Origin of the sequence: Streptosporangium roseum DSM 43021 (assembly GCF_000024865.1) — a bacterium.
In the GTDB taxonomy this organism is placed as follows: domain Bacteria; phylum Actinomycetota; class Actinomycetes; order Streptosporangiales; family Streptosporangiaceae; genus Streptosporangium; species Streptosporangium roseum.
In genome coordinates, this window is sequence record NC_013595.1 from 925,456 (window position 1) to 947,745 (window position 22,290).

General features: G+C 72.4%; 21 protein-coding genes. 14 read left to right on the top strand and 7 right to left on the bottom strand.

The genetic code is table 11. From position 1 onward, the window contains the following. Positions 1-7: 7 nt before the first annotated feature. The 5 genes from SROS_RS04335 to SROS_RS04355 all read left to right on the top strand — a co-directional run bounded on the left by SROS_RS04335 (position 8) and on the right by SROS_RS04355 (position 7,841). Positions 8-1,951: a hypothetical protein gene (locus tag SROS_RS04335; protein WP_012887661.1), complete on the top strand. Its 1,944-nt coding sequence runs from the start codon at positions 8-10 to the stop codon at positions 1,949-1,951. Between the two features lie 172 nt (positions 1,952-2,123). Continuing rightward, a complete protein-coding gene (locus SROS_RS04340; RefSeq protein WP_012887662.1) occupies positions 2,124-5,093 on the top strand; it encodes an ATP-binding protein in 2,970 nt (989 codons plus the stop codon). 15 nt (positions 5,094-5,108) lie between these two features. Then, the gene (locus tag SROS_RS04345) at positions 5,109-5,693 is read left to right on the top strand and encodes a thermonuclease family protein (protein WP_148268953.1); all 585 of its coding nucleotides are present in this window, start codon (positions 5,109-5,111) and stop codon (positions 5,691-5,693) included. Positions 5,694-5,845: 152 nt separating this feature from the next. After that, the gene (locus tag SROS_RS04350) at positions 5,846-7,135 is read left to right on the top strand and encodes a MurT ligase domain-containing protein (RefSeq protein ID WP_012887664.1); all 1,290 of its coding nucleotides are present in this window, start codon (positions 5,846-5,848) and stop codon (positions 7,133-7,135) included. Further along, on the top strand, positions 7,125-7,841 hold the full coding sequence (locus SROS_RS04355) for a type 1 glutamine amidotransferase (RefSeq protein ID WP_012887665.1): 717 nt from the start codon (positions 7,125-7,127) through the stop codon (positions 7,839-7,841). Before SROS_RS04350 ends, SROS_RS04355 begins: the two co-directional genes overlap by 11 nt. A 76-nt stretch (positions 7,842-7,917) precedes the next feature. Here the strand turns inward: SROS_RS04355 and SROS_RS04360 are convergent, their stop codons facing one another. Next, on the bottom strand, positions 7,918-8,280 hold the full coding sequence (locus SROS_RS04360) for a DsrE family protein (RefSeq protein WP_012887666.1): 363 nt from the start codon (positions 8,278-8,280) through the stop codon (positions 7,918-7,920). A gap of 67 nt (positions 8,281-8,347) precedes the next feature. Between SROS_RS04360 and SROS_RS04365 the strand changes: the two genes are divergently transcribed. The 4 genes from SROS_RS04365 (at position 8,348) to ygfZ (ending at position 11,270) form a co-directional block, all read left to right on the top strand. After that, a complete protein-coding gene (locus SROS_RS04365) occupies positions 8,348-8,857 on the top strand; it encodes a heme-binding beta-barrel domain-containing protein (protein ID WP_012887667.1) in 510 nt (169 codons plus the stop codon). 14 nt (positions 8,858-8,871) lie between these two features. Continuing rightward, positions 8,872-9,177 (top strand): DUF2470 domain-containing protein, encoded by a 306-nt coding sequence (locus SROS_RS04370; RefSeq protein ID WP_012887668.1) that lies wholly within the window; start codon positions 8,872-8,874, stop codon positions 9,175-9,177. Positions 9,178-9,849: 672 nt separating this feature from the next. After that, the gene (locus SROS_RS04375) at positions 9,850-10,263 is read left to right on the top strand and encodes a Fur family transcriptional regulator (protein ID WP_012887669.1); all 414 of its coding nucleotides are present in this window, start codon (positions 9,850-9,852) and stop codon (positions 10,261-10,263) included. 20 nt (positions 10,264-10,283) lie between these two features. Then, a complete protein-coding gene (ygfZ, locus tag SROS_RS04380; protein ID WP_012887670.1) occupies positions 10,284-11,270 on the top strand; it encodes a CAF17-like 4Fe-4S cluster assembly/insertion protein YgfZ in 987 nt (328 codons plus the stop codon). A 164-nt stretch (positions 11,271-11,434) separates the two neighbouring features. Here ygfZ and SROS_RS04385 read toward each other — a convergent pair whose 3' ends face one another. Continuing rightward, the gene (locus tag SROS_RS04385) at positions 11,435-12,262 is read right to left on the bottom strand and encodes a hypothetical protein (protein WP_012887671.1); all 828 of its coding nucleotides are present in this window, start codon (positions 12,260-12,262) and stop codon (positions 11,435-11,437) included. A 115-nt stretch (positions 12,263-12,377) separates the two neighbouring features. Continuing rightward, positions 12,378-12,803 (bottom strand): D-aminoacyl-tRNA deacylase, encoded by a 426-nt coding sequence (gene dtd, locus SROS_RS04390; protein WP_012887672.1) that lies wholly within the window; start codon positions 12,801-12,803, stop codon positions 12,378-12,380. 58 nt (positions 12,804-12,861) lie between these two features. On the opposite strand from dtd, the gene SROS_RS04395 reads away from it, so the two are divergent. Then, positions 12,862-13,803 (top strand): asparaginase, encoded by a 942-nt coding sequence (locus tag SROS_RS04395; protein ID WP_012887673.1) that lies wholly within the window; start codon positions 12,862-12,864, stop codon positions 13,801-13,803. Here the strand turns inward: SROS_RS04395 and SROS_RS04400 are convergent. Next, the gene (locus SROS_RS04400) at positions 13,800-14,795 is read right to left on the bottom strand and encodes a GlxA family transcriptional regulator (protein WP_012887674.1); all 996 of its coding nucleotides are present in this window, start codon (positions 14,793-14,795) and stop codon (positions 13,800-13,802) included. The two genes, SROS_RS04395 and SROS_RS04400, sit on opposite strands and share 4 nt — an antisense overlap. 112 nt (positions 14,796-14,907) lie before the next feature. Between SROS_RS04400 and SROS_RS04405 the strand changes: the two genes are divergently transcribed. Next, the gene (locus SROS_RS04405; protein ID WP_012887675.1) at positions 14,908-15,783 is read left to right on the top strand and encodes an NAD(P)-dependent oxidoreductase; all 876 of its coding nucleotides are present in this window, start codon (positions 14,908-14,910) and stop codon (positions 15,781-15,783) included. A gap of 132 nt (positions 15,784-15,915) precedes the next feature. Here SROS_RS04405 and SROS_RS04410 read toward each other — a convergent pair whose 3' ends face one another. Both SROS_RS04410 and SROS_RS04415 read right to left on the bottom strand, forming a co-directional pair. Next, on the bottom strand, positions 15,916-16,590 hold the full coding sequence (locus tag SROS_RS04410; protein WP_012887676.1) for an ankyrin repeat domain-containing protein: 675 nt from the start codon (positions 16,588-16,590) through the stop codon (positions 15,916-15,918). Positions 16,591-16,648: 58 nt separating this feature from the next. Then, a complete protein-coding gene (locus tag SROS_RS04415) occupies positions 16,649-17,200 on the bottom strand; it encodes a GlcG/HbpS family heme-binding protein (protein ID WP_012887677.1) in 552 nt (183 codons plus the stop codon). 200 nt (positions 17,201-17,400) lie between these two features. Here SROS_RS04415 and SROS_RS04420 point away from each other — a divergent pair, with 200 nt between their 5' ends. Together SROS_RS04420 and SROS_RS04425 are read left to right on the top strand one after the other, a co-directional pair. Then, entirely contained in the window at positions 17,401-18,624 is a 1,224-nt protein-coding gene (locus tag SROS_RS04420) for a sensor histidine kinase (RefSeq protein ID WP_012887678.1), read from the top strand. Beyond that, complete coding sequence (locus tag SROS_RS04425) at positions 18,621-19,244, top strand: response regulator (RefSeq protein ID WP_012887679.1); 624 nt, start codon at positions 18,621-18,623, stop codon at positions 19,242-19,244. The genes SROS_RS04420 and SROS_RS04425 overlap by 4 nt, the downstream gene beginning before the upstream one ends. 27 nt (positions 19,245-19,271) lie before the next feature. Here SROS_RS04425 and SROS_RS04430 read toward each other — a convergent pair whose 3' ends face one another. After that, complete coding sequence (locus tag SROS_RS04430) at positions 19,272-20,951, bottom strand: DUF2207 domain-containing protein (protein WP_148268954.1); 1,680 nt, start codon at positions 20,949-20,951, stop codon at positions 19,272-19,274. Positions 20,952-21,139: 188 nt separating this feature from the next. On the opposite strand from SROS_RS04430, the gene SROS_RS04435 reads away from it, so the two are divergent. Continuing rightward, on the top strand, positions 21,140-22,111 hold the full coding sequence (locus SROS_RS04435; RefSeq protein ID WP_245564711.1) for a neutral zinc metallopeptidase: 972 nt from the start codon (positions 21,140-21,142) through the stop codon (positions 22,109-22,111). Positions 22,112-22,290: the final 179 nt, after the last annotated feature.

Genomic DNA, 22,290 nt, shown 5'->3' on the forward strand with positions numbered 1-22,290 from the left:
AGGTTCCGTGGCGGACGTGCATCCCGAGCATGCGCAGCTCCAGGCGGACCGGATCTACCTGGGCTGGCAGTATGCCCTTTTGCACCCTGATCCGGGCCCGGCTCCCAAGCGACCCTCCCCCGTCGAGGACCCCGCCGACCCGGTCGACCCCGAGTGGGTGCGCAGGGAACGGCTCAACGAGGACCTGCTCAACCGGCCGATGAAGATCTTCAGGATGTTCATGACCGGGCTCGTCGTGGTGATCCTCGTTCTCGGCGTCACCGAGATGCTGAGCTGGTCGTTCGCCGCGGTGGGGCTGATCGCGACCGGCGGGGTCGCGGCCCTCTGCACCTATGCGATCCGCCAGGGCGACCGGGCGCTCCGCCAGCGGATCCGGGAGCGCCAGGCGGTCGGCGACCGGCAGCGGGAGGAGCGCGACAGGGATCTTTTCCATGCCCAGGAGGAGCACGCCGTCCGCTACCGGGAGTGGGCCGAGAAGAAGGAGCGCCACGACCGCCAGCTCACCTGGTACGCGGTGGCCGTACCGGACGAGATCGACCGGATCGACGTCGCGGGGGGCACGCTGCCCGGCTGGTCGGCGCTGATCACCCTGCTCGGCGCGACCCGGCTCTACAGCGGCGGCCACCTGACCGTGCTCGACCTGTCCGAGGGCGCGATCGCCAAGGACCTGGTCGAGCTGGCGCGCAGGGGCGGCGACGACCCGCTGGTCTGGGTGCTCCCTGTCGACCTCCCCAAACTCGACCTGGGCGCGACGCTGGCCCCCGAGGCCTTCGCCGACGTGCTGGCCCACGTCGTGAGCGTCAGCGAGGAACACCGCACGACCAGGGACCTGTCGTTCGACAACGCGATCCTGGAGCGGGTGCTGGAGGTCCTCGGCGAGAACGCCACGATCAACCAGGTCACCGCCGCCCTCCGGGCCCTGGCCCAGGTCGGCGATCCGCGCGACGACCTCAGGTTCGGCCTGATCACCGCGGCCCAGCTGGAGCGCATCGGCACGCTGTTCGGCCGGGGCGTCAGCGACCGGGTGGTGATCGAGCGGGCCTGGGCGCTGGAGTCGCAGCTGCGCAAGCTGGAGACCCTCGGCTCGGAGGCGGTACGGCTGCCGCCCGCCCGCCTGCGGGTCGTGTCGATGGACCGGCAGGCGGGCGTGTTCGGCAACCGGGTCCTCGGCACCTACGTGGCCACCGCGCTCACCCACATCCTGCGCCAGTCACCGGCCTCCACGCGGCCGTGGTACCACACGATCATCGTCGCGGGCGCGGACAAGCTCCGCGGCGACGTGCTCGACCGGCTGATGGACGCCTGCGAGACCTCCAGGACCGGGCTGGTGCTCACCTACCGGTCGCTCACCCCGACCGTGCGGGAACGGCTCGGCCGGGGGCACGCGGCGGTGACGTTCATGCGGCTGGGCAACGCCGAGGACGCCCGGATCGCCAGCGAGCACGTCGGCACCGAGCACCGACTGGAGCTCGCCCAGCTCACCGAGACGGTCAGCGCCGCCGGGGCGGGGCTGGAGGGCGGCTACGTCTCCACCGTCGGCCAGACGGAGGAGGGCGAGGACGAGCGGGATGTGAGCCGTACGGACCTCAAGGAGGACATCACCGAGTCCACCGAGTGGGGCCGCCGCGCGAGCAAGGCGATGGGGGAGACCGAACGGGTGCTGCACCGGTCCCGGGAGTTCCTCGTCGAGCCCCACCAGCTCCAGCAGCTCCCCACCACCTCGGTGATCGTCACCGACGCCACCGCGGAAGGGCGCCGGGTCCGTCTCGCCGACGCCAATCCGGCGATACTGACCTTCCCGAAGACGACGCTGGGGGAGTTCGACGAGATCAGGGAGGCCGCGCTGGACTGCGCCACGCGGGAGGAGCCCCGCGAGCCGAGTGCCTTCGAGGACGCGCCGCCGAACCTCGGCCCGCCGCCGCCCCGGCTCGATTGGCGCAGACGCCAATGAAGTGTCCGTTTGTGGTAATGGCCTGGCCAATGCGGGGGTGCGATCACCTCGGAAGGTTCGACCTTGGTTGTTGGGGTGACCTACCCCCGGTACCTCGTCGCCCGGTACGGCGGGGCTGTCCGTGAAGCGTCAACCCCCCGGCCTCGGGCCGGGACCCCTGGGTGGAGACCAAATGCAGCCAAGCGTGTCCCGTCCGCCGACCAGCCTGACCGGTCCCTGGTACCGGATCCAGGCGATCGCGGCGCCATCACGCAGTTCGTCGGCGGAATGGGACTTCGTCACCGTCCTGCCCGCGGTGCTCTCCGCGGCCCAGCGCAACCGGCCCTTCGTGGCAGGCTGGCTCTCCCGGGGCTCCGGTGCCCCGCTGGAGCTCATCACCAACGCGGGGCCGCTGACGCCGCCGCGCCCGCCCCGCCGGGCCGCCGTCGAGAGCGAGCAGGTCCCCACCGGCCCCGAGCCGCTGCTGTTCCCCAGCGGCGCACGCGGCGTGCGGATCGGCGACGAATGGCTCCGCGACCTGTCCGACCTGGCCTGGACCGCCTGCCCGGGACGGCAGGCCCCGCCGCTCGGCGGCCGCCGCGAGCCGGACGCCGACGAGATCAAGCGGCCCACGCTCTTCGAGTCCACGCTGGTCACGCTCATGTCCCGGCCCTTCGCCTGGCTGGTCGTGGCCGAGCAGACCGACCTGCTGGACGCGGAGGTGGCGCACCTGCGGACCCAGCTCAACGTGCTGAGACAGTACGGCGACGCCTCCGAGCGCTCGCGCTACGACGCCGAGCGGGCCGAGCGGCGCATGCAGGAGCTGGACGCCTTCCGCGAGGCCGGGCTCTGGAGCGTGCGGGTGCTGGCCGGCGCCGCCGGCCCCGAGGAGCTGCGCCAGATCGCCCCCGTGCTGGTCGGCTCCGCCGAGATGAGCCACCACCCCTACCGCCTGCGCAGCGCGCTGTCCGGCCCGGTGTACGGCTTCGCCGACGCGCTCTCGGTGACCTTGCAGGACCCCGCCGACGGCACCGCCGCCCCGTTCGCGGCCACCGCCGGGGCGCTCGCCGCGCTCGCCGGGCTGCCTCGGCGGGAGGTGCCGGGGGTCCGGGTGCTCGATGCCGGCTTCTTCGACGTGACCAGCGAGGCGGACGTCACCCCCGGCGCCATGACCGTCGATCTCGGGTCGATCCTGGACGGCCAGGACAGGGCGGTCGGCTCGTTCAAGGTCCCGCTCGCCACCCTGAACCGGCACGCGTTCATCACCGGGGCCACGGGCTCGGGCAAGTCCCAGACCGTCAGGCACCTGCTGGAGCAGCTCACCGGCGCCGGCATCCCGTGGCTGGCCATCGAACCGGCCAAGTCCGAGTACGCCGCGATGGGCGGCCGGGTCGAGCATCTGGCCCCGGTGACCGTGATCAACCCGTCGGCCCCGGACAGTGTGCCGTTCAGCGTCAACCCGCTCGCCCCGGAGCCCGGCTATCCGGTCCAGGCCCACATCGACATGGTGCGGGCGCTGTTCATGGCGGCCTTCGACGCCGAGGAGCCGTTCCCCCAGATCATGTCGCTCGCCCTGCAGCGAGTCTACGAGGCCAACGGCTGGGACGTGGTCACCGGCTGGGCGGCTCCCGGCGCGGCCGTGCGGCCCGCCGTACCGACTCTTGAGCAGTTGCAGCAGCACGCGATGGACGTGATCAAGGAGATCGGCTACGGCAGGGAGGTCCAGGCCGACGTCGAGGGCTTCATCTCGCTGCGGCTGCGGTCGCTGCGGGTCGGCTCGGCGGGCCGCTTCTTCGAGGGCGGTCACCCCGCCGACATCGGCGACCTGCTCCAGCGCAACGTGGTGTTCGCCATCGAGGACGTGGCCAACGACGAGGACAAGGCGTTCCTGATGGGCACGCTGATCATCCGGATCGTCGAGCACCTGCGGATGCGGGCCAGGAAGGAGCGGAGCAGCGGGCTCCGGCACGTCATCGTGATCGAGGAGGCGCACCGGCTGCTCCGCGACCGGGGCGCCGGACGGGCCAGCACGCACGCGGTCGAGCTGCTGGCGGGCATGCTCGCGGAGATCCGCGCGTACGGCGAGGGCATCGTGGTGGCCGAGCAGATCCCCACCAAGCTGGTCTCCGACGTCGTGAAGAACACCGCGCTGAAGGTCGTGCACCGGCTCCCGGCCGAGGACGACCGGCAGCTCGTCGGGGCCGCGATGAACCTGAGCGAGGAGCAGTCCCGGCAGGTCGTCTCGTTGCAGCCGGGGGTGGCGGCGATCTTCGCCGATGGGATGGACCGGCCGCTCCGGGTCCAGGTGCCGCTGGGGGAGGACCGCGAGCGGCTGATCCCCGGTCACACGCCGCCGATCTGCGGCCGCCGCTCGCCGGCGTGCGGCCAGGAGTGCAGGACGGGCCGGGCGTGCACGCTCGTCGAGCTGCGCGAGGCCGACCTGCTCGCCGACGCGCCCGAATGGGCCTGGCTGCGGATCTGGGCCGACACCCTGGTGCTGGCCTTCTGCACCAACCGGCCGGTCCCGGGGGTGCCCCGGGTGCTGGCCGACCTCTGGGCCGAGCTCCCGCTGCGGCGGCGCGAGTGCCTGCTCGCCACGGCGGTGGAGCGCAGCGTGGGCCGCCGGGCGTGGTCGCTGCGGACCGTCAGCGACCCGGTGAAGCTGACCGAGCAGGTCGCCACGGCCGCCACCCGGTTGCTGGGACCCGACCGGGAGGTCGGCGAGCGGCCCGGTCCGGCCTGGGTCATCCCGCAGGTCCGCTGGCTGCACGAGGTTGACCGGGTGTTCCCCTACGGGCAGCCCGCGCCCAACCCGCGCGGTCCCGCGCCGGTCATGGAGTACGCGCTGTTCAGCCGGCCGGCCAACGGCGCCGAACTGCTCGGCCACCGGGCCAAGGCGCTGCGCCATCACCCGCTGTCCATGGAGGTCGACCGCAACCGGGCGCTGGCCTGGCGCGTGATCCTCGGTGACGACGAGCACGAGGGGGTGGAGCGGGACATCCTCATGGTGACGATCGGCGTCGATCCGGCCGAGCGGCTCCGGCACGTGGCCCAGACGATGGGCGCGGGATGGATGGAGAGCGTGCTGTCCTGGCCGCACCGGTTCGTGCTGCCGTTCGACGCGGCGTCACCGGAGACCGCCGAGCTTGCTTTCAGTGAGTAGTGCAATCATCACAGTGTGGAGCGACTTGTGGTGATTGTTCTTGCCGCCGCGCTGGTGGCCCTGCTGGTGGTGTACCTCGTCAGGGGCCCCACCCCGCCGACGGAGCCGGGTCCGGCACCGGCGCCGACGACGGCCCTCCGGGAGCCGCGACCGCCCGCGGACGCGGAACGGGCGAAGGTCCTGCGGGTCTACGACGGGGACACGATGACGGTCACGCCGATCGGCGGCGGTGAGGGGCAGTCCGTACGGCTGATCGGCATCGACACCCCGGAGCTGCGCCCCGCCCAGTGCTACGGCAAGGAGGCGGCACAGGCGCTGCGGGAGCTCGCCCGGCCCGGCTCCACGGTCACCCTCGCGCCCGACCGGGCCAAGAAGGACCGCTACGGACGCCGGCTCCGCTACGTCTGGAACGAGCGGGGCGTCTTCGTCAACGGCGCCCTGGCGCGCGAGGGCGCGGCGTACGCCCTGGCCATCAAGCCCGATGTCACCTACCAGGACCTGTTCGCGGCCCTGGTGCAGGAGGCCCGCGACCGGCACCGGGGGCTGTGGGGATCGTGTCCCGACCCCCGGCCGCCCGTGCACGGCCCGCGTCCCACGTGAGCCGGTGCGGGGTGTTGCCGGACGGTGACGCCGGGTGTTGCCGGACGGTGACAGCGCCCAACCACGGCTAGGATCTGCGGCATGAACGATTCGGCGAACCAGGTCCGGCTTGCTGAGTCGTCCTGCGACAGGCGGCTAGGCGAGGAGACGGCATGACTCAGCTTCCGCTGCGGGCACAGCTCGCGAGCGCGCTCGGCCGGACGGCCGCCACCCTGTCCCGGGCGACCGGCCGAGGCGACGGATCGGTGATCGGTGGCCGGGTCGGCCTGGCGCTGGAGCCCGACCTGCTGCGCAAGCTCGCGCAGGACCGCAAGCTGGCCCTGGTGAGCGCGACCAACGGCAAGACCACCACCACCCGCCTGATCACCTCCGCGCTGCAGGAGCTCGGCGACGTCGCCACCAACGCCTTCGGCGCCAACATGCCCGCCGGGCACGTCTCGGCGCTGTCGTCGGCCAAGCACGCCCCCTACGGCGTCCTGGAGGTCGACGAGAAATACCTGCCCGAGGTGATCAACACCACCGGTGCCGGCGTGATCGTCCTGATGAACCTCAGCCGCGACCAGATGGACCGGGCCGGTGAGATCTGGCTGCTGGCCCAGAAGTGGCGCCGGGCGCTCGCCGGAAAGAACACCCACGTCATCGCCAACGCCGACGACCCGCTGGTGGCCTGGGGCGCCTCCACGGCCGCCAGGGTCACCTGGGTGTCGGCCGGGCAGCCGTGGAAGGAAGACTCCTGGTGCTGCCCCGAGTGCGGCGGCCCGCTCGACCGCAAGGGCATGGAGTACACCCCGCCCGGCGGTCACGTCCCGGGCATGGTGACCTCCCGCACGGCCGAGAACGACTGGGCCTGCCGCGAGTGCACCTTCCGGCGGCCCGAGCCGTCCTGGATCCTCGACGACGACGCGGTGATCGACCCGCGCAGGCAGCGCTGGGTGCTCGACATCCAGCTCCCCGGCCGGGCCAACCGGGCCAACGCCGTGGTCGCGCTGGCCACCGCCGAGACGTTCGGCCTGCCGGTCCAGCGCGCGCTGCCGCGCCTGCGCGAGGTCACCTCCGTCGCGGGCCGCTACACCACCGTGCAGCGCGACGGGCGGCACGCCCGGCTGCTGCTCGCCAAGAACCCGGCCGGCTGGCTGGAGGCGTTCGACGTGCTCGACCGCTCGCTGCCGGTGATCCTGTCGGTGAACGCCCAGGGCCCCGACGGCCGTGACACCTCCTGGCTGTGGGACGTCGACTACCGCGTCCTGCGCGGCAGGCCGGTCTACGTGGCCGGGGAGCGGCGGCTCGACCTCGCGCTCCGGCTGGACGTGGCGGGCGTGCCGTTCCAGCTGGCCGACTCCTTCGAGCAGGCGCTCGCCGCGCAACCACCGGGCAAGGTCGACGTGATCGCCAACTACACCGCCTTCCAGCAGATCCGATCGGAGTTCGGTCGTGCAGTCTGACAGCGCCCTGCGTCTCGTCTGGATCTATCCGGACCTGTTGAGCACCTACGGGGACCAGGGCAACGTCCTGGTCCTGGAGCAGCGCGCCCAGCGCCGCGGCATCCCGGTCGAGACGGTTCACGTGCGCTCGGCCGACCCGGTGCCCGAGGGCGGCGACATCTACCTGATCGGCGGCGGCGAGGACCGGCCGCAGATCCTGGCCGCCGAGCGGCTGCGCCGGGACGGCGGCCTGCACCGGGCCGTCGCGCGCGGCGCCGCCCTGCTGGCCGTCTGCGCGGGTTACCAGATCATGGGCACCACGTTCGGCGGCGAGGAGGGGCAGCCGGTCGACGGCATCGGGCTGATCGACATCGCCAGCGGCCGCGGCGAGGGCCGCGCGGTCGGCGAGCTGGCCGGCGAGGCGGACCCGGCGCTCGGCATCCCGACGCTGACCGGCTTCGAGAACCACATGGGCGTCACCCGGCTGGGCGCCGGCGTCCGTCCGCTGGCCCGTACGGCGATCGGCACCGGCAACGGCGACGGCACCGAGGGCTGCCACATCGGCAAGATCGTCGGCACCTACCTGCACGGCCCCGCGCTCGCCCGCAACCCCGGCCTCGCCGACCTCCTGCTGGGCTGGGCGGTCGGCGCCCAGCTCCCGCCGATCGACGACGCCTGGTTCGAACGGCTCCGCCAGGAGCGGCTGTCGGCGGTGCTGCCCCGCTGAGAGCGGGCCGGCCGTCGGGGCCGCACTCCGCCAGGGAGCGCGGTCCCGGCAGCCGGTGGACGGGTGCCCGGCTCCGTCAGTAGACGAGCGCCTGGACCCCCTCGCCGAGGACCTCCTCGACGAAGGTGGGGGCGCCCGCGATGCGCACGCCCTCGATCACGTCGTCCACCTTGATGTCGCGCCGGGACGCGCACTGCGTGCACAGCGTCACCCGGCCTGCCGCCAGCACCGCGTCGAGCAGGTCGCCGAGCTGGGCGGCGTGCGGCAGCGTGAACTCCTTCGCCCGTCCGGGGAGGGCGAACCATGCTGACTCGCCGGTCAGCCAGAGGGAGACGGGAACCCCGCTCGCCAACGCCGCCGCGGCCACCGTGAACGCCTGGTTGCAGCGCTCGGGTGCGTCCTCGCCGGCGGTCACCTTGATCACCAGTGATCGTGCCATGCCTGAAGCCTATGCGGGTCCGTGTCCCGGGCGCGAGCCGTGCCGGGCCGGCTCTAGGCTCGGATCCATGGACGTTCCCGAGCTGCATCCCGACCTTGAGCCGATCGCCTTCCTCGTGGGCCGGTGGGAAGGTGCCGGGGTGGGTGGATACCCGACGATCGAGAGCTTCAACTTCGGCCAGGAGATCGTCTTCGGTCACAACGGCAAGCCCTTCCTGACCTACACCAGTCGCACCTGGCTGCTCGACGAGGGGGGCAACAAGGTCCGCCCGCTGGGCACCGAGGCCGGTTTCTGGCGCCAGTTGCCCGACCGCCAGCTGGAGGTGTGCCTGTCACATCCGACCGGCATCGTGGAGATCTACCTCGGCGAGGTGGTCTTCAACAAGATCGAGCTACGGACCGACGTGGTCGCGCGCACCGGGACCGCCAAGGAGTACACCGCAGGACACCGCCTCTACGGCCTGGTCAACGGCAACCTGATGTGGGCCTACGACATGGCGGCCGTGGGGCAGCCGCTCCAGTCGCACATCTCCGCCGAGCTCAAGAAGGTGGCCGACTTCGTGCCCGAGGTCGACTAGCTACGATCTGGGGCATGAGCACCCCTTTCACCCCCGAAGTAGTCAATGCCATCAAACGTCACATGAACGACGACCACAGTGACGACGCGCTGCTGATCTGCAAGGGCCTCGGCGGGCAGCCCGAGGCCACCGGCGCGACGACGACGGGGGTGGACGCGGAGGCGATCGAGTTCGCCGCGGTGGTGGGCGGCCGGGACGTCGCGGTCCGGGTCCCGTGGAGCACCACGCTGACCGAGCGTGCCCAGGTGCGCAGGGAAGTGGTCCGCCTCTACCAGGAGGCCTGCGCCGCCCTCGGCGTCCCGGCCCGCGGCGAGCACTGACCGTCCGCGGCCGGGCCCGCCGGGTGCCGGCCCCGCAGGACGCCCGCCGCATGCTCCGTCCCCGCCCCCTACGGGGTGCCTGCTATCCCGGGCGGGTGGTCACGCGTCCTGCGGGGCGGGCGACCGCGGAGGAGCGGGCGCGGAGAGGGGCCCGGAATCGCGGGAGGTCGCGGGAGAGGCCTTGGAGCGGGAGGTCGCGAGAGGCCTTGGAGAAGGGCGAGAGGCCTTGGAGGAGGAGAGAGAACGCGGGAGAGGCCTTGGAGGTCGCGGGAGAGACCTTGGAGGAGAGAAGAGGGGCCTCGGAAAGGGAAGAACCCCGGGCCTGCTCCTCCCGCCGTGCGGGAGGGCCAGATGGACCAAAGGCGGGATAAGGGTTAACCCGCCCTCTGGCAGCCCGGGGTTCCGGTGATTGTCGTGGATTCGCCGAACGTCGCCAGACGTCCGGACAGAGTCCGGAGCGACGGCGTCCTAGCGGACAGCCACCTCGCTAGCCCAACTATGATCAACCATTGTTCGGACCACCTCCTTTCGGCGTGATCCGTACGCTATGCGACAGATTTCGGTCCGGCAAATGAATATTCGCCGGGCCACGTCCCGCAGGTGGGAGCGGCTCCGCGAGGTTCGTCCGCGAGCAGGACCCCCATCACGGCGGGATGCTCTTAGACTCTGGTCATGACCGAGACGTCGTGGCATGAGCAACTGCGGGCGCGCGGTTACCGGGTCACCCCGCAACGCCAGTTGGTGCTTGAGGCGGTCAAGGCCGCGGAGCATGCCACTCCCGAGGAGATCTGCGCCCGGGTGCGGGAGACCGCCCGCGGGGTGAACATCTCGACCGTCTACCGGACCCTCGAACTGCTCGAGGAGCTCGGCATGGTCACCCACACTCACCTCGGGCACGGCGCCCCCACCTACCATCTGGCCGCCGACTCCGACCACGTGCACCTGGTCTGCCACGAATGCGGGGAGATCAACGAGGCCCGTCCGGAGGTGGTGCAGGAATTCGTCACCAAGCTCGACGAGGAGCTCGGCTTCGCCATCGACGTGCACCATCTGACCGTCTTCGGCCGCTGCCGTAACTGCCGCTGAGGCCTCGTAGGCTTGGACCCATGCGAAGCCCTCTGCTGGACACTCCCGGCGCGGTCGCGGCCGAGACCCCTGACGCCGACGTCGCCGGACACTACGGCGACCCGTTCGCCGAGCAGCGCGCCTTCCTCGCCGGTGAGGCGATGGTCGACCGCAGCAACCGCGAGGTCGTCCGGGTCTCCGGGCCCGACCGGCTGAGCTGGCTCAACAGCCTGAGCTCGCAGAAACTCGACGACCTGAAACCCGGTCAGGCCACCCAGACGCTGCTTCTGGACGCCCAGGGCAGGGTGGAGCACCATCTCACGCTCGTCGACGACGGCGAGGCCGTGTGGGCCCATGTGGAGCCGGGCACGTCGGCCGAGCTCGTCGCGTTCCTGGACAAGATGCGGTTCATGCTCCGGGTCGAGGTCGCCGACGTGACGGCCGACTACGCGGTGGTCTCCGTGGCCGACGCCGCGCGGCTCACCCCGCCCGCCGGGGCCGTTCCCGCCGGTGACGACGTGCTGCTCCCGCGAGAGCTGCTCGCCGACCGGCTCGGCGGCCTGCGGCTCGCCGGGCTCTGGGCCTACGAGGCGCTGCGGATCGAGGGCCACCGTCCCCGGCTGGGCTTCGAGACCGACCACAAGACCATCCCGCACGAGGTGGGCTGGATCGGCGCCGCCCTCCACCTGAGCAAGGGCTGCTACAAGGGCCAGGAGACCGTGGCCCGGGTGCACAACCTCGGCCACCCCCCGCGCCGCCTGGTCTTCCTGCACCTGGACGGCAGCGTGGACACCCTGCCCAAGCACGGTGCCCCCGTGGTTCACGACGAGGTGGAGGTCGGCTTCGTCGGCAGCTCCGCCCGGCACCACGAGCTCGGCCCGATCGCGCTGGCCGTGGTCAAGCGGACCGTGCCGGTGGACGCCACGCTGCAGGCCGAGGGGGTGGCGGCGACCCAGGAGGTCATCGTGCCGCCGGACGCCGGACGCAACGTCTCCATCGACCCGGCCCTGCGCCGCCGCATCCGCTGAGACCACGCCGCCCGCGCCGCACCGGCGGCCGCCCGTGCCGCCAACCGCCCGCGCCGCACGGAATGCCGCCCGTGTCGCCAACCGGGTGACGGCCGTGCCGCCAACCGCGCCGCCGCACCGGATGACGGTACGGCGGCGCGGGCGTCACCGGCTTCCGGGAAAGATCAGCCCTTCACCCAGATGGCCGTGTAGTAGCCCTCCTCCACGTCCAGCTGGGCGGGGAAGAAGCCCTTGGCGCTGAGCCCGTCGAAGCGCTTCTGGTAGCCGCTCGCGCTCATGCCGGTGTACTCGTACCAGGCGGAGCCGCCGTCCTTCACCCAGACGGTCGTGTAGGTGTTGCCCGGACCGACCGAGACCAGCGAGGGCTTCTCGCCCTTCTTGGTGCGGGCGAGGAACTCCGCGTGGTGCTCGTCGAAGCTCCTGCCCGTGGTGACGGACCAGGCTCGCGAACTCTGTGACCAGACGCCGACGTAGCGCGGGTCGTCGGCGGTGCCGTAGACGTTCGCCGCGGTGAGGACGTAGCCCCGCCGGGCCGCGTCGGCGTTGGCGGCGGCGAACTGGTCGGCGCCGAGGTCGTGCCTGGCGAAGAACTTGCCGGGCACCTTCTCGAAGATCGCGGCGAAGACGGCGTCGCCGCCGGAACCGCTGGCGCTCACCGTCGTCGGGCGGTAGCCCCTGGCGAGGTATTCGTTGAAGCGCTTCTGGTAGCCGCTGGACGACATGCCCTGGATCATCGCCCAGGCCGGACCGGAGCCCTTGGCCCAGACGGCGCCGTAGCGCGGCGAGGAGGCGTCGTCCACCGTGAAGGTGATCGGCCGGTAGCCCCGGCCGCGCAGCGCGTTGAAGCGTTCGGTGTGCTGCTCGCCGGTGACGCCGTGATAGGCGGTGATCGCGGGCGCCGCCTGCGCGTGAGCCGCGGGCGCCGTTACGGCGACCAGCGCGGCGGCGGCGGCGGACGCGGCGGTGACGCTGATGGAGCTGAAGGCGCGCATGACCCTCCCCATGGGCGACGGTTTCTGATGATTCGGCGCGGACAAGCGGTGACCCTAGCCGATCACTGCCGCCATGGGGCGGATCAGCGCCGCCCCGAGGCCCGGGATCGCCGCCTCAGATCTCCAGGACCAGGGTGATCGGGCCGTCGTTGGTCAGGCCGACCTTCATGTCGGCCCCGAACACCCCGGTCTCCACGTGGGCTCCCAGGCCGCGCAGCTCGGCGCAGACGGCCTCCACCAGCGGCTCGGCGACCGGTCCGGGCGCCGCGGCCTGCCAGGTGGGGCGGCGGCCCTTGCGCGTGTCGCCGTACAGGGTGAACTGGCTGACCACGAGCAGCGGCGCGCCGATGTCGGAGCAGGACTTCTCGCCGGACAGGATCCGCAGGCCCCAGAGCTTGGCGGCGAGCCTGGCCGCCTCCGCCGGGGTGTCGGTGTGGGTCACCCCCACCAGCACCAGCAGTCCGGGTTCGTCGATCGCCCCGACCGTCGTGCCGTCCACCGTCACAGAAGCGGAACTCACCCGCTGAACAACCGCACGCATGCCCCCCATCATCTCGTGATTTCGGACCTCCCTAGAATCCTGGCGAAAGGAGACAAAGGTGTCTGCTGAGTCGTTGGTTGTCGAAGTCGTCCGTTCGGGGTTCGTGGAGTCCACACACCGGGCACGGATGCTGGCCGTCGGTGCCGACGGTTCCCCGGTGAGGGTGCACGGGGCGGTGGACGCCCTGGTCTCTCCCCGTTCGTCGATGAAGCCGCTGCAGGCGCTCGGCATGGTGCGCGCCGGGCTCGCCCTGGAGGGGGAGCTGCTCGCGCTGTCGTGCGCCAGCCACGCGGGTGAGCCGTTCCACGTCGAGGGGGCCCGGAAGATCCTCTCCGGGGCGGGGCTGGACGAGGACGCGCTGCGCTGCCCGGAGGACCTGCCCGAGGACGTCGTCTCCCGGGACGAGGTGCTGCGCTCGGGCGGCGGCCGGGCCAGGATCTACATGAACTGCTCGGGCAAGCACTCGGCGATGCTCGCCACCTGCGTGCTCAACGACTGGCCGCTGGAGACCTACCTCGATCCGGCGCACCCGCTGCAGAGGGCGATCCGTCACACGGTCGAGGAGCTGACCGGCGAGCGGGTCGCCGCCACGGGGGTGGACGGCTGCGGCGCCCCGCTGTTCTTCGTGTCGATGGTGGGCGTGACCCGCGCGTTCCGCTCTCTCGTCCAGGCCGGGCCGGGCACTCCCGAACGCCGCGTCGCCGACGCCTTCCGCGCCCACCCCGAGTGGACGTCCGGTACGGCCCGGCCCGAGGCCCGGCTGATGCGCGCGATCCCGGGGCTGATGGTCAAGGCGGGCGCCGAGGCGTTCGACGCCTTCGCCTTCGCCGACGGCCGCGCCGGGACCGTCAAGATCGAGGACGGCGGCCAGCGGGCCCGGGTCCCGGTCACCGTCGCGGCGCTGCGCGCCCTCGGCCCGGAGGCCGCCGGGCTCGACGAGCTCGCGACCGGCGTCCTGCTCGGCGGTGGCTGCCCCGTCGGGGAGATCCGCCTGCGTTAGCGGCCGGCGAGATGGGGGCGTCGGAAGGCGCGGCGGTAGTCGGTGGGGGTCACACCGATGTTCATGGCGAAGTGGCGGCGTAGGTTGGCCGCGGTGCCCAGGCCGCTGCGCTCGCTGACCTGCTCGACGGACAGGTCGGTCGACTCCAGCAGGGACTGCGCACGGGCCAGCCGCTGGCTGAGGAGCCACTGCAGCGGGGTGGTGCCCGTCACGGCCTGGACCTGGCGGAAGAAGGTGCGCGGGCTCATGCCGGCGTGACGGGCCAGGTCGTCGACCGACAGTGGCCGGTCGAGGTGCTCGACGGCCCACTGGAGCACGGGGCCGAGGCTGTCGTCATCGGTGACGGGGACGGACAGGTCGATGAACTGCGCCTGCCCTCCGGACCGGTGGGCGGGGATCACCATGCGCCGGGCGAGCTGGTTGGCGACGTGCGCCCCCAGGTCATGGCGGACCAGGTGCAGGCACAGGTCCAGCCCGGCGGTCATGCCGGCGCTGGTGAGCACGTCGCCGTCGTCGACGTACAGCACCGAGTCGTCCACCCGTACCTTGGGATAGCGCCTGGCCAGGTCGTCGGTGTGCATCCAGTGCGCGGTGGCCCGGCGGCCGTCGAGGATCCCGGCCTCGGCGAGCGCGAAGGCGCCGGTGCACAGGGACACCATGCGCGCTCCGGCGTCGGCCGCCCGGCGCAACGCTCCGACCAGCTCCGGCGCGACGGGCTCACCCTCGGAGATGACGGCCTCCGGCACCGAGGGGACGATCACCGTGTCGGCCTCGACCAGACTCTCCAGGTCATGGGAGGCCCGCAGGGAGAACCCGCGGCCGGGCGGCGCGGTCTCCGCCCGGGGGGAGCACAGCCACAGGTCGTACCACGTGTCGGCCAGGTCGGGCTGCGGCTGGCCGAACACCGAGCAGGCGATGCTCAGTTCGTACAGGTCCCACAGCTGCATGTCGGTGTCGTCGACCACCGCGACGGCGACGGATCCAGGATTCATGGCAGGAGCCTACGGCAGGAATTTTGCGAAGGTAGTCACTCCTGCCACTGTCCGGCCTTCCCGGCGGCTGCGAGCGTATTCGCCAGACAGCGGAAACGAACGGGAGCACCATATGCGCGACACCGATGTGACGGTCCTCGGCCTGGGCCTGATGGGACAGGCACTGGCCGGAGCGTTTTTGAAGGACGGCCACGCCACCACGGTCTGGAACCGCTCGGAGGGGAAGGCCGGGCAGCTCGCCGAGCAGGGCGCCGTCCTCGCGTCCTCCGCTCGCGACGCGGCCGAGGCGAGCCCGCTGGTCGTCGTCTGCGTGTCGGACCACGCGGCCGTGCGGGCGGTTCTCGACCCGCTGGGCGACGTCCTGGCGGGCCGCGTCCTGGTGAACCTGACCTCGGGCACCTCCGAGCAGGCCCGCGCGACCGCCGAGTGGGCCGCGGAGCGGGGGATCACCTACCTTGACGGTGCGATCATGGCCATCCCCCAGGTCGTGGGTACGGCTGACGCCTTCCTGCTCTACAGCGGGCCGGAAGCCGCGTACGAGGCGCACGAGCCGACGCTGAGGAGCCTGGGCGCGGGGACGACCTACCTGGGAGCCGACCACGGCCTGTCCTCCCTGTACGACGTGGCGCTGCTGGGCATCATGTGGGGGACGCTCAACAGCTTCCTGCACGGTGCCGCCCTGCTCGGCACAGCCAAGGTGGAGGCCACGACGTTCGCCCCCTTCGCCAACAGGTGGATCGAGGCCGTGACCGGCTTCGTGTCCGCCTACGCCGGCCAGGTCGACCAGGGCGCCTACCCCGCTCTGGACGCCACCATCGACACGCATGTGGCCACGGTCGACCACCTCATCCACGAGAGCGAGGCCGCCGGCGTCAACACCGAACTGCCCAGGCTCGTCAGGACCCTGGCCGACCGCGCGCTGGCCGGAGGGCAGGGCGGCCTGGGGTACGCGGCCATGATCGAGCAGTTCCGCAGCCCCTCCGCCTGAGCCGGGGCGCGGTCCGCCTGGATCGGGGGTGAGCCCGTCCGGGCGGGCGGGCCGCCCGAGCCGGGACGCGGTCCGCCTGAGCCGCGGCGAGCTGTCCCGGACGGGACCGGATCAGCGCGGCCGGGACGCGCTCTAGTGGGCTCCGGCGGCGCGGAGCAGGGCGGCGACCTCGGTCTGGCCCTTGGCGACGGCGTGCCCGAGCGGGGTGACGCCGTCGCGGTCGGCGAGGTCGACGTCGGCGCCCGCCGCGATGAGCAGGCCGACGATCTCCTGGTGGGGGACGCCGCCGTCGCCGAGGATGACCGCCTCCAGCAGGCCGGTCCAGCCGAGGTCGTTGACGTGGTCGACCTTGATGCCGGTCTTGAGGACCTCGCGGACGTAGTCCACGTGCCCGCGCTCGCAGGCCGGGATGAGGGAGACGCCTCCGTACCGGTTGCGCGCGGTCAGGTCGGGGCCGGCCGGCAGGAGGGTCCTGAGCATCGCCACGCTGCCGGTGACGCCGGTGACCAGCCAGGGGGTGTCGCGCTGGGAGTCCGGCGCGTCCGGGTCGGCGCCGGCCGTGACCAGCACCTCGGCCGCCTCGACGTGATCGGCCGCCGACGCGAGCAGCAGGGCCGTACGGCGCTGCCCGTCGCGGGCCTCGATGTCGGCCCCGGCCTGGAGCGCGTCCCGGACCGCGGCGGCGTCCCCGCGCGCGGCGGCGGTCAGGAGTCGTTCGTTGAGCATGCTCGATCCTTTCATCTCGTCACCGTCGCACGCCGCGAGCAGCAGGCCCAGCCCGGAGATCAGGAAAGCTCGCCGTCTCATCGTCCGTCCCTCCGTCTCCGCCGCCGGGCCGCTGCGGGCCGGGTGCGATGGGATCCTCTCAGCCGAGCTTCCCGGCGACCGCCTTGAGTCCCGCCCGGGCGATGGCCTCGTCGATGTCGCCGCCGGGCGCGCCGCCGACGCCGATGCCCGCGATGGGGGCGCCGCCGGAGGCGACGGGAACGCCGCCGCCGAGGAAGAGGGTGCCGGGGATGTCGGCGATGGTCGGGCCGTCGCCGGAGGCGCCCTTGGCCAGCTCGCTGGTCGCCTTGCCGAAGGAGACCGCGGTGAAGGCCTTGCGCCGTGCCGACTCCTCGGTCTGCGGGCCCGCGCCGTCCCCCTTCAGCACCAGCCGGGTGGCGCCGGACCGGTCGACGATCACGACGGTGACGCGCTGCCCCTGCTTGACCGCCTCCTTCTGCACGGCGTCGGCGATCTTCAGGGCGGCGTCGGCGGACAGCACGCCGGTCTGCACGACGGCCTGCGGGGCACGCGCCGCCACGGCCTGGGCGGGGGCGGTCTGGGCGGCGGCCACGCCGGTGGCGCCGGCCACGATGGCGAGTCCGGCGAGAGAGCCGGCGATCGCACGGGTGCGGGCGGAAAGGGCGGTCATCGTGTCTCTCCAGTTCGGTGCGGTGGAACCTTGCACCCACAAGGCTGCCCGCGGCGTCGCCGTACGCCATCGGGAGCACGGTCGAGTCCCGGACGCCGGACGGGCGAGGCGGCGGTCAACCGATCGGTTGATGCGCCGCCCCTCGGGAGGCGTCATCCTCGGCGGGGGATAACGTCGGAGAGGACCGGACGGGGGCGGTGATGAGGGAGCGAGGCTGGCTCAACTGGGCCATGCACCTGGGGTTCTACCTGCTGCTCGCGGCCTCCGCCTCGCGGTTGGTCTCCCGGCACGGGATGGATCCGCGGACCGTCGCCTCGCTGGCCGTCTGCGGCCTGCTCGCCGTGGTGTACGCTGCCGGCGTCGTTCTCTGGGGCGACCTCGGCCGAGGGCGCCTCGTCTGGCTGGGGGCCGTGATCGCGGTCTGGCTCGTGCTGGTGGTCCTCGCGCCGTCGTTCAGCTGGTGCGCGGTCCCGCTGCTCTTCCTGTGCCTGCGGCTGCTGAAGCCGCGCGGGTTCATGGTGGCCACCGCGGCGCTCACGCTCGTCGTGATCGCGGCCCAGCTCAAGATCGCCCGGGAGGTCGACCCCAGCCTGATCCTCGCGCCGATCGGCGTCGCCACCATGACCGCGGTGATCTTCTGGGAGCTCCAGCGCGAGAGCGCCGCCCGGCAGCGGCTCATCGACGACCTGATCAGCACGCGGGGCACGCTGGCCGACTCCAGGCACCGCACCGGCGTCCTGGAGGAGCGCGAGCGGCTGGCCAGGGAGATCCACGACACCCTGGCCCAGGGACTGACCAGCTTGGGCATCCTGCTCCAGGCCGCCGACCGGATGTGGGCGGCCGACCCGGAGCGGGCCCACGCCCACGTACGGCGGGCCGCGACGGCCGCCGCGGAGAACCTGGACGAGGCCCGGCGGTTCGTCCGGGACCTCCAGCCCTCCGGCCTGGAGGGCGTCCCGCTGCCCGAGGCGCTCGCCCGGCTGTGTCACAGGACCGGCCACGACACCGGGCTGGACGTGCGCTTCCGGCAGGAGGGCGAGGGGTACCCGCTGGAGCCGGACGTCCAGGCGGCGCTGCTGCGGGTGGCGCAGGGGGCGCTGGCCAACGTCCGCGACCACTCGGGCGCGGAGACGGCCATGGTGACCCTTTCCTACCTGGACGGTGAGATCACCCTGGACGTGTTCGACGACGGCGCCGGGTTCGCCGAGCCCACCCCCGCCCCCGGCCGGGGGTACGGGCTGCGCGCGATGCGTGACCGGCTGGCGGAGGTGGCCGGCTCCCTGGCCGTCGAGAGCGCTCCGGGCGAGGGGACGGCCGTCGCGGCCAGGGTCCCCGCAGGCGGGGCGCTCGCGGCGCCGCTCCCCGAGCGGGGAGCGCGGGCGGAGAGCCCGGACGCCGCGACGGGCGGGACGGAAGGCCGATGAGACTGTTCCTGGTGGACGACCATCCGGTGGTCCGGGCCGGGCTGGTGGCGCTGCTCGGCGGCGAGCACGACATGGAGGTCGTCGGCGAGGCCGCGGACGGGGAGGACGCGCTGCGGGGCATCGCGTCGCACGAGCCGGACGTCGTGCTCATGGACCTGCAGCTCGGCGACGGCATCGACGGGGTGGAGGCCACCCGGCGGGTCCGGGAGCTGCCCTCACCGCCGCAGGTCCTGGTGCTGACGACCTACGAGACCGACGCGGACATCGTGCGGGCCATCGACGCGGGGGCCACCGGCTACCTGCTCAAGGCCTGCCCGCCGGAGGAGCTGTTCCAGGGCATCCGCGCCGCGGCCAGGGGCGAGACCGTGCTGTCACCGAGGGTGGCGACCCGGATGATGAGGCGGATGCGCGACCCGGGCCCCGCGCTGAGCGCCCGCGAGGTCGAGATCCTGGAGCTGCTGGCCAGCGGGGCGGGCAACCGCGAGATCGCCAGGCGGCTCTTCATCACCGAGGCGACGGTCAAGACCCACCTGGTGCACATCTACGGCAAGCTGGGCGTGGACACGCGCACCGCCGCCGTCACCGCCGCCGTCGAGCGGCGTCTCATCCGGCTCGCCTGAACGGGCCCGCCCGGCCCGCCCAGAGGGCTAGAGGGAGCGGAACTGGCGGGTGGAGGAGATCGCGCCGGAGGTCGTCATGGTGAACGTCCGCATCGAGTCGGCGAACTTGGACAGGTCCCATTCGGCCGGGCCGTGGTACCAGTACAGGTTGTCGGCCTGCTGGCCGTTGCCGGTGACCGAGGAGACCACGCGGGCCCAGCGCTCGACGCTGTCGAAGATCACGGCGTAGGGCAGGTAGCGGGAGAACAGCTCCACCCGCTGGGCCGGGGGGATGTCGCCGCCGACGTCGCCGGAGGCCAGATACTCCCGGAACCCCAGGGTGTGGGCGAGGGCTCCCGCGCCCTTGGCGGTCTTGGCCGGCATGTACTGGCCGCCGACGGCCATGGCGGCACCGGCGATGATCAGGGCCAGGCCGAGCAGGCCGTAGGTGGTGAACCAGGCCAGTGCGACGGTGGCGACGACTCCCGCCACGGTGAGCAGCACGCCGACGGTCGTCCAGCGGGTGCGGACGGTGTCGGGGCGGCGGGCGAACCAGCCCTGGGTGACCACGTCGCGGTAGAGCGCGTCACGGACCTTGCCGAGATTGGCCGCGAACGAACCCTGGAGGTGGGAGAGCAGGACCCCGTCGCGGCCGTCGAAGATGGCGTCGTAGAGCGCCCGCTCGTAGGACAGCAGCGTGTTGGCCGGGGCGCCGGGCATCCGGACCAGCATCCAGTCGGGGGAGTCGTAGGCCTGCCGGGGCTGCTCGTCGATCCGGATGAAGCCGCGGACGGCCAGGTCCACGATCGTGGCGGTCACGTCGACCACGTCGGCCTGCTCGTCCATGAGCGTGCCGATCTGGCCGGGGCGCACGCCGTCCGGCGGGGCGAAGTGGCCGTTCTCGACGGCGCTGAGCGAGCCGGACTCATGGCCGACCACACGGGCGTCGCGGCCCCGCGTCCAGTAGAGCAGGCCCAGTCCGCCGAGCATCAGGACCAGCAGGCCGGCCAGCGCGCCGCCGGTGACGGTGTTCAGGGTGAAGGCGTTGGACAGCTCGAAGCGGCGCTCCAGGACCGGGGCGCCCTTGGTGGCGCCCGTCGGGTAGCCGACGACCACGGTGAGCACCTCACCCGGGCCCAGCTCCTGCTGCTCGAACTCCGCGGTGGTCCCGGTGTGGTCCGGCGACGCGGTGGTGCAGCCGATCGCGGAGGTCAGCACGCCCGCGAAGCAGGACAGGTTCTGGAGCTGCGCCGGGCCGCTCACCGTGACCTTGGCCTGGACGACCGGGACCGACCAGGCGCCCACGGCGTACCACCGCAGTTCCTGGGCGTCGGCCAGCGGGGTCACCGCGCCCTTGACGTCGTACTCCAGCGTGGCGGTGCCCGACCCCTCCTTCAGGGTGATGGAGTCGCCGGTCAGCGTGCCGTCGCCCTTGAAGCCGGTGATCTGGTAGAGCCGGTCGCTGCCGTCGTCGTAGCGCGTCCGGTCGACCAGCTTTCGCGTCGGCGGGCTGCCCTCGAAGGTGACGGTCTCCGTGACGTGCAGAACGCCGTCCTGCCGCAGTTCGAGCTTGACCGTGTCGTCGGTCACCCTGTCCGCCAGGGCCGACGCCGTGCCCGCCGTGCCCGCCGTACCGGCTGCGAGGGCCGGGGAGGCGCTCAGGGCCAGCGCGAGGGTGGCAACCGCGGCCATGCTCCCGGCCGCCCGATGCAATACAGATCCCGCCATGGCTCGGGAGCCTACCGAGAACCGCCGACCGGTGAATGCTGCCCCCCATCCCTATTTTTCGGTCAATAAACGTACATAGGTAGATATCCGCTAGATTGCCGCCCGGAGATCCATTCCATGGAGAAGGCGGTCGTATGCGCCCACGCGGATCGAGTCCTCTGGCCTTTGGTGTCTTCGGTGTGCTCGCCATGACGTTCGCCGCGGTCGTGGTGATCGCCGGCCTGGCGGGTGGTGACGGCGCCGAGGTTCCGGCCACCCCCGGAGTCGGTCCCATAGCGACCAAAAATGCCGAGCTCCCGCCGACCGAGGGCGCGGAGGCCACACCGCCGCGCTTCGGGCCGCCGCCGAAGCTGGACCTCGGCTCCATGGGGGAGTCCGAGATCGCGCTGGCGGCCCGGAAGAGCATGGGCGTCGACCTCCGCTACATGCGGCGCACCGACACCACCGCCCGGCTCAAGCGCAACCCGCTGTACGGCACCGGCACGATGCGGCCCACCTCCTGCCGCGCTCCCCGGCCCTCGACCCGGCCCGGCGACATGCTCAACTACCTCAACGCCGTCACCGGCTGCCTGGACCGGGCCTGGGCCGGGAAGTTCTCCCAGGCCGGAGCGGTCTTCCTGCAGCCGCGCCGGGTCTACTGGTCCCGTCCGGGCCGCGGGCCCTGCGGCACCTATCCCAACCCCCGTTTCGCCGCCTACTACTGCCCGTCCAACCGGGGCATGTACATCGGCCTGACCCACCTCGTCCAGCAGACCGGCCGGACCGACCCGGCCGCCAACCACGTCCCCTACCTGGCCGTGCTCGCCCATGAGTACGGGCACCACGTGCAGACCATGGCGGGGATCGGCGGCGCCTGGTGGTGGGAGGTCTCCAACAGGTCCAAGGCGGCCCAGGACTCCCACTCACGCCGGAACGAGCTCCAGGCCCAGTGCCTGGCCGGGGTTTTCATCCGCACTGTGCGGAACCCGCTCGGCGTCACCGGCTCCCGCTGGAACGACGTGCTGCGGATGGAGTACGGCCGCGGCGACGACCAGGGCGGCGGCGGCCCGCGCGACCACGGCACCGGCGACCACTACGCCGGATGGCTCCACCAGGGCTGGAAGTACGCCAGGATCGGCTACTGCAACACTTGGGCGGTCCCCGCCTCGCAGGTCAGCTGACTCTCCGGGGACAGGTCGGCCCGGATCGGATGGGGTCCGTCACCTTTGCGCACCCCGGTGAGGCTTTGCGCACTCCGGTGCGGCCGATCTCCACTCCCTGTCGTATCCCTGTCGGAGGAGAACTCCCCGATCCGCCTGCCGGCCGCCCTCACCTGGGTAGAATGCCGACTTGCTCAAGA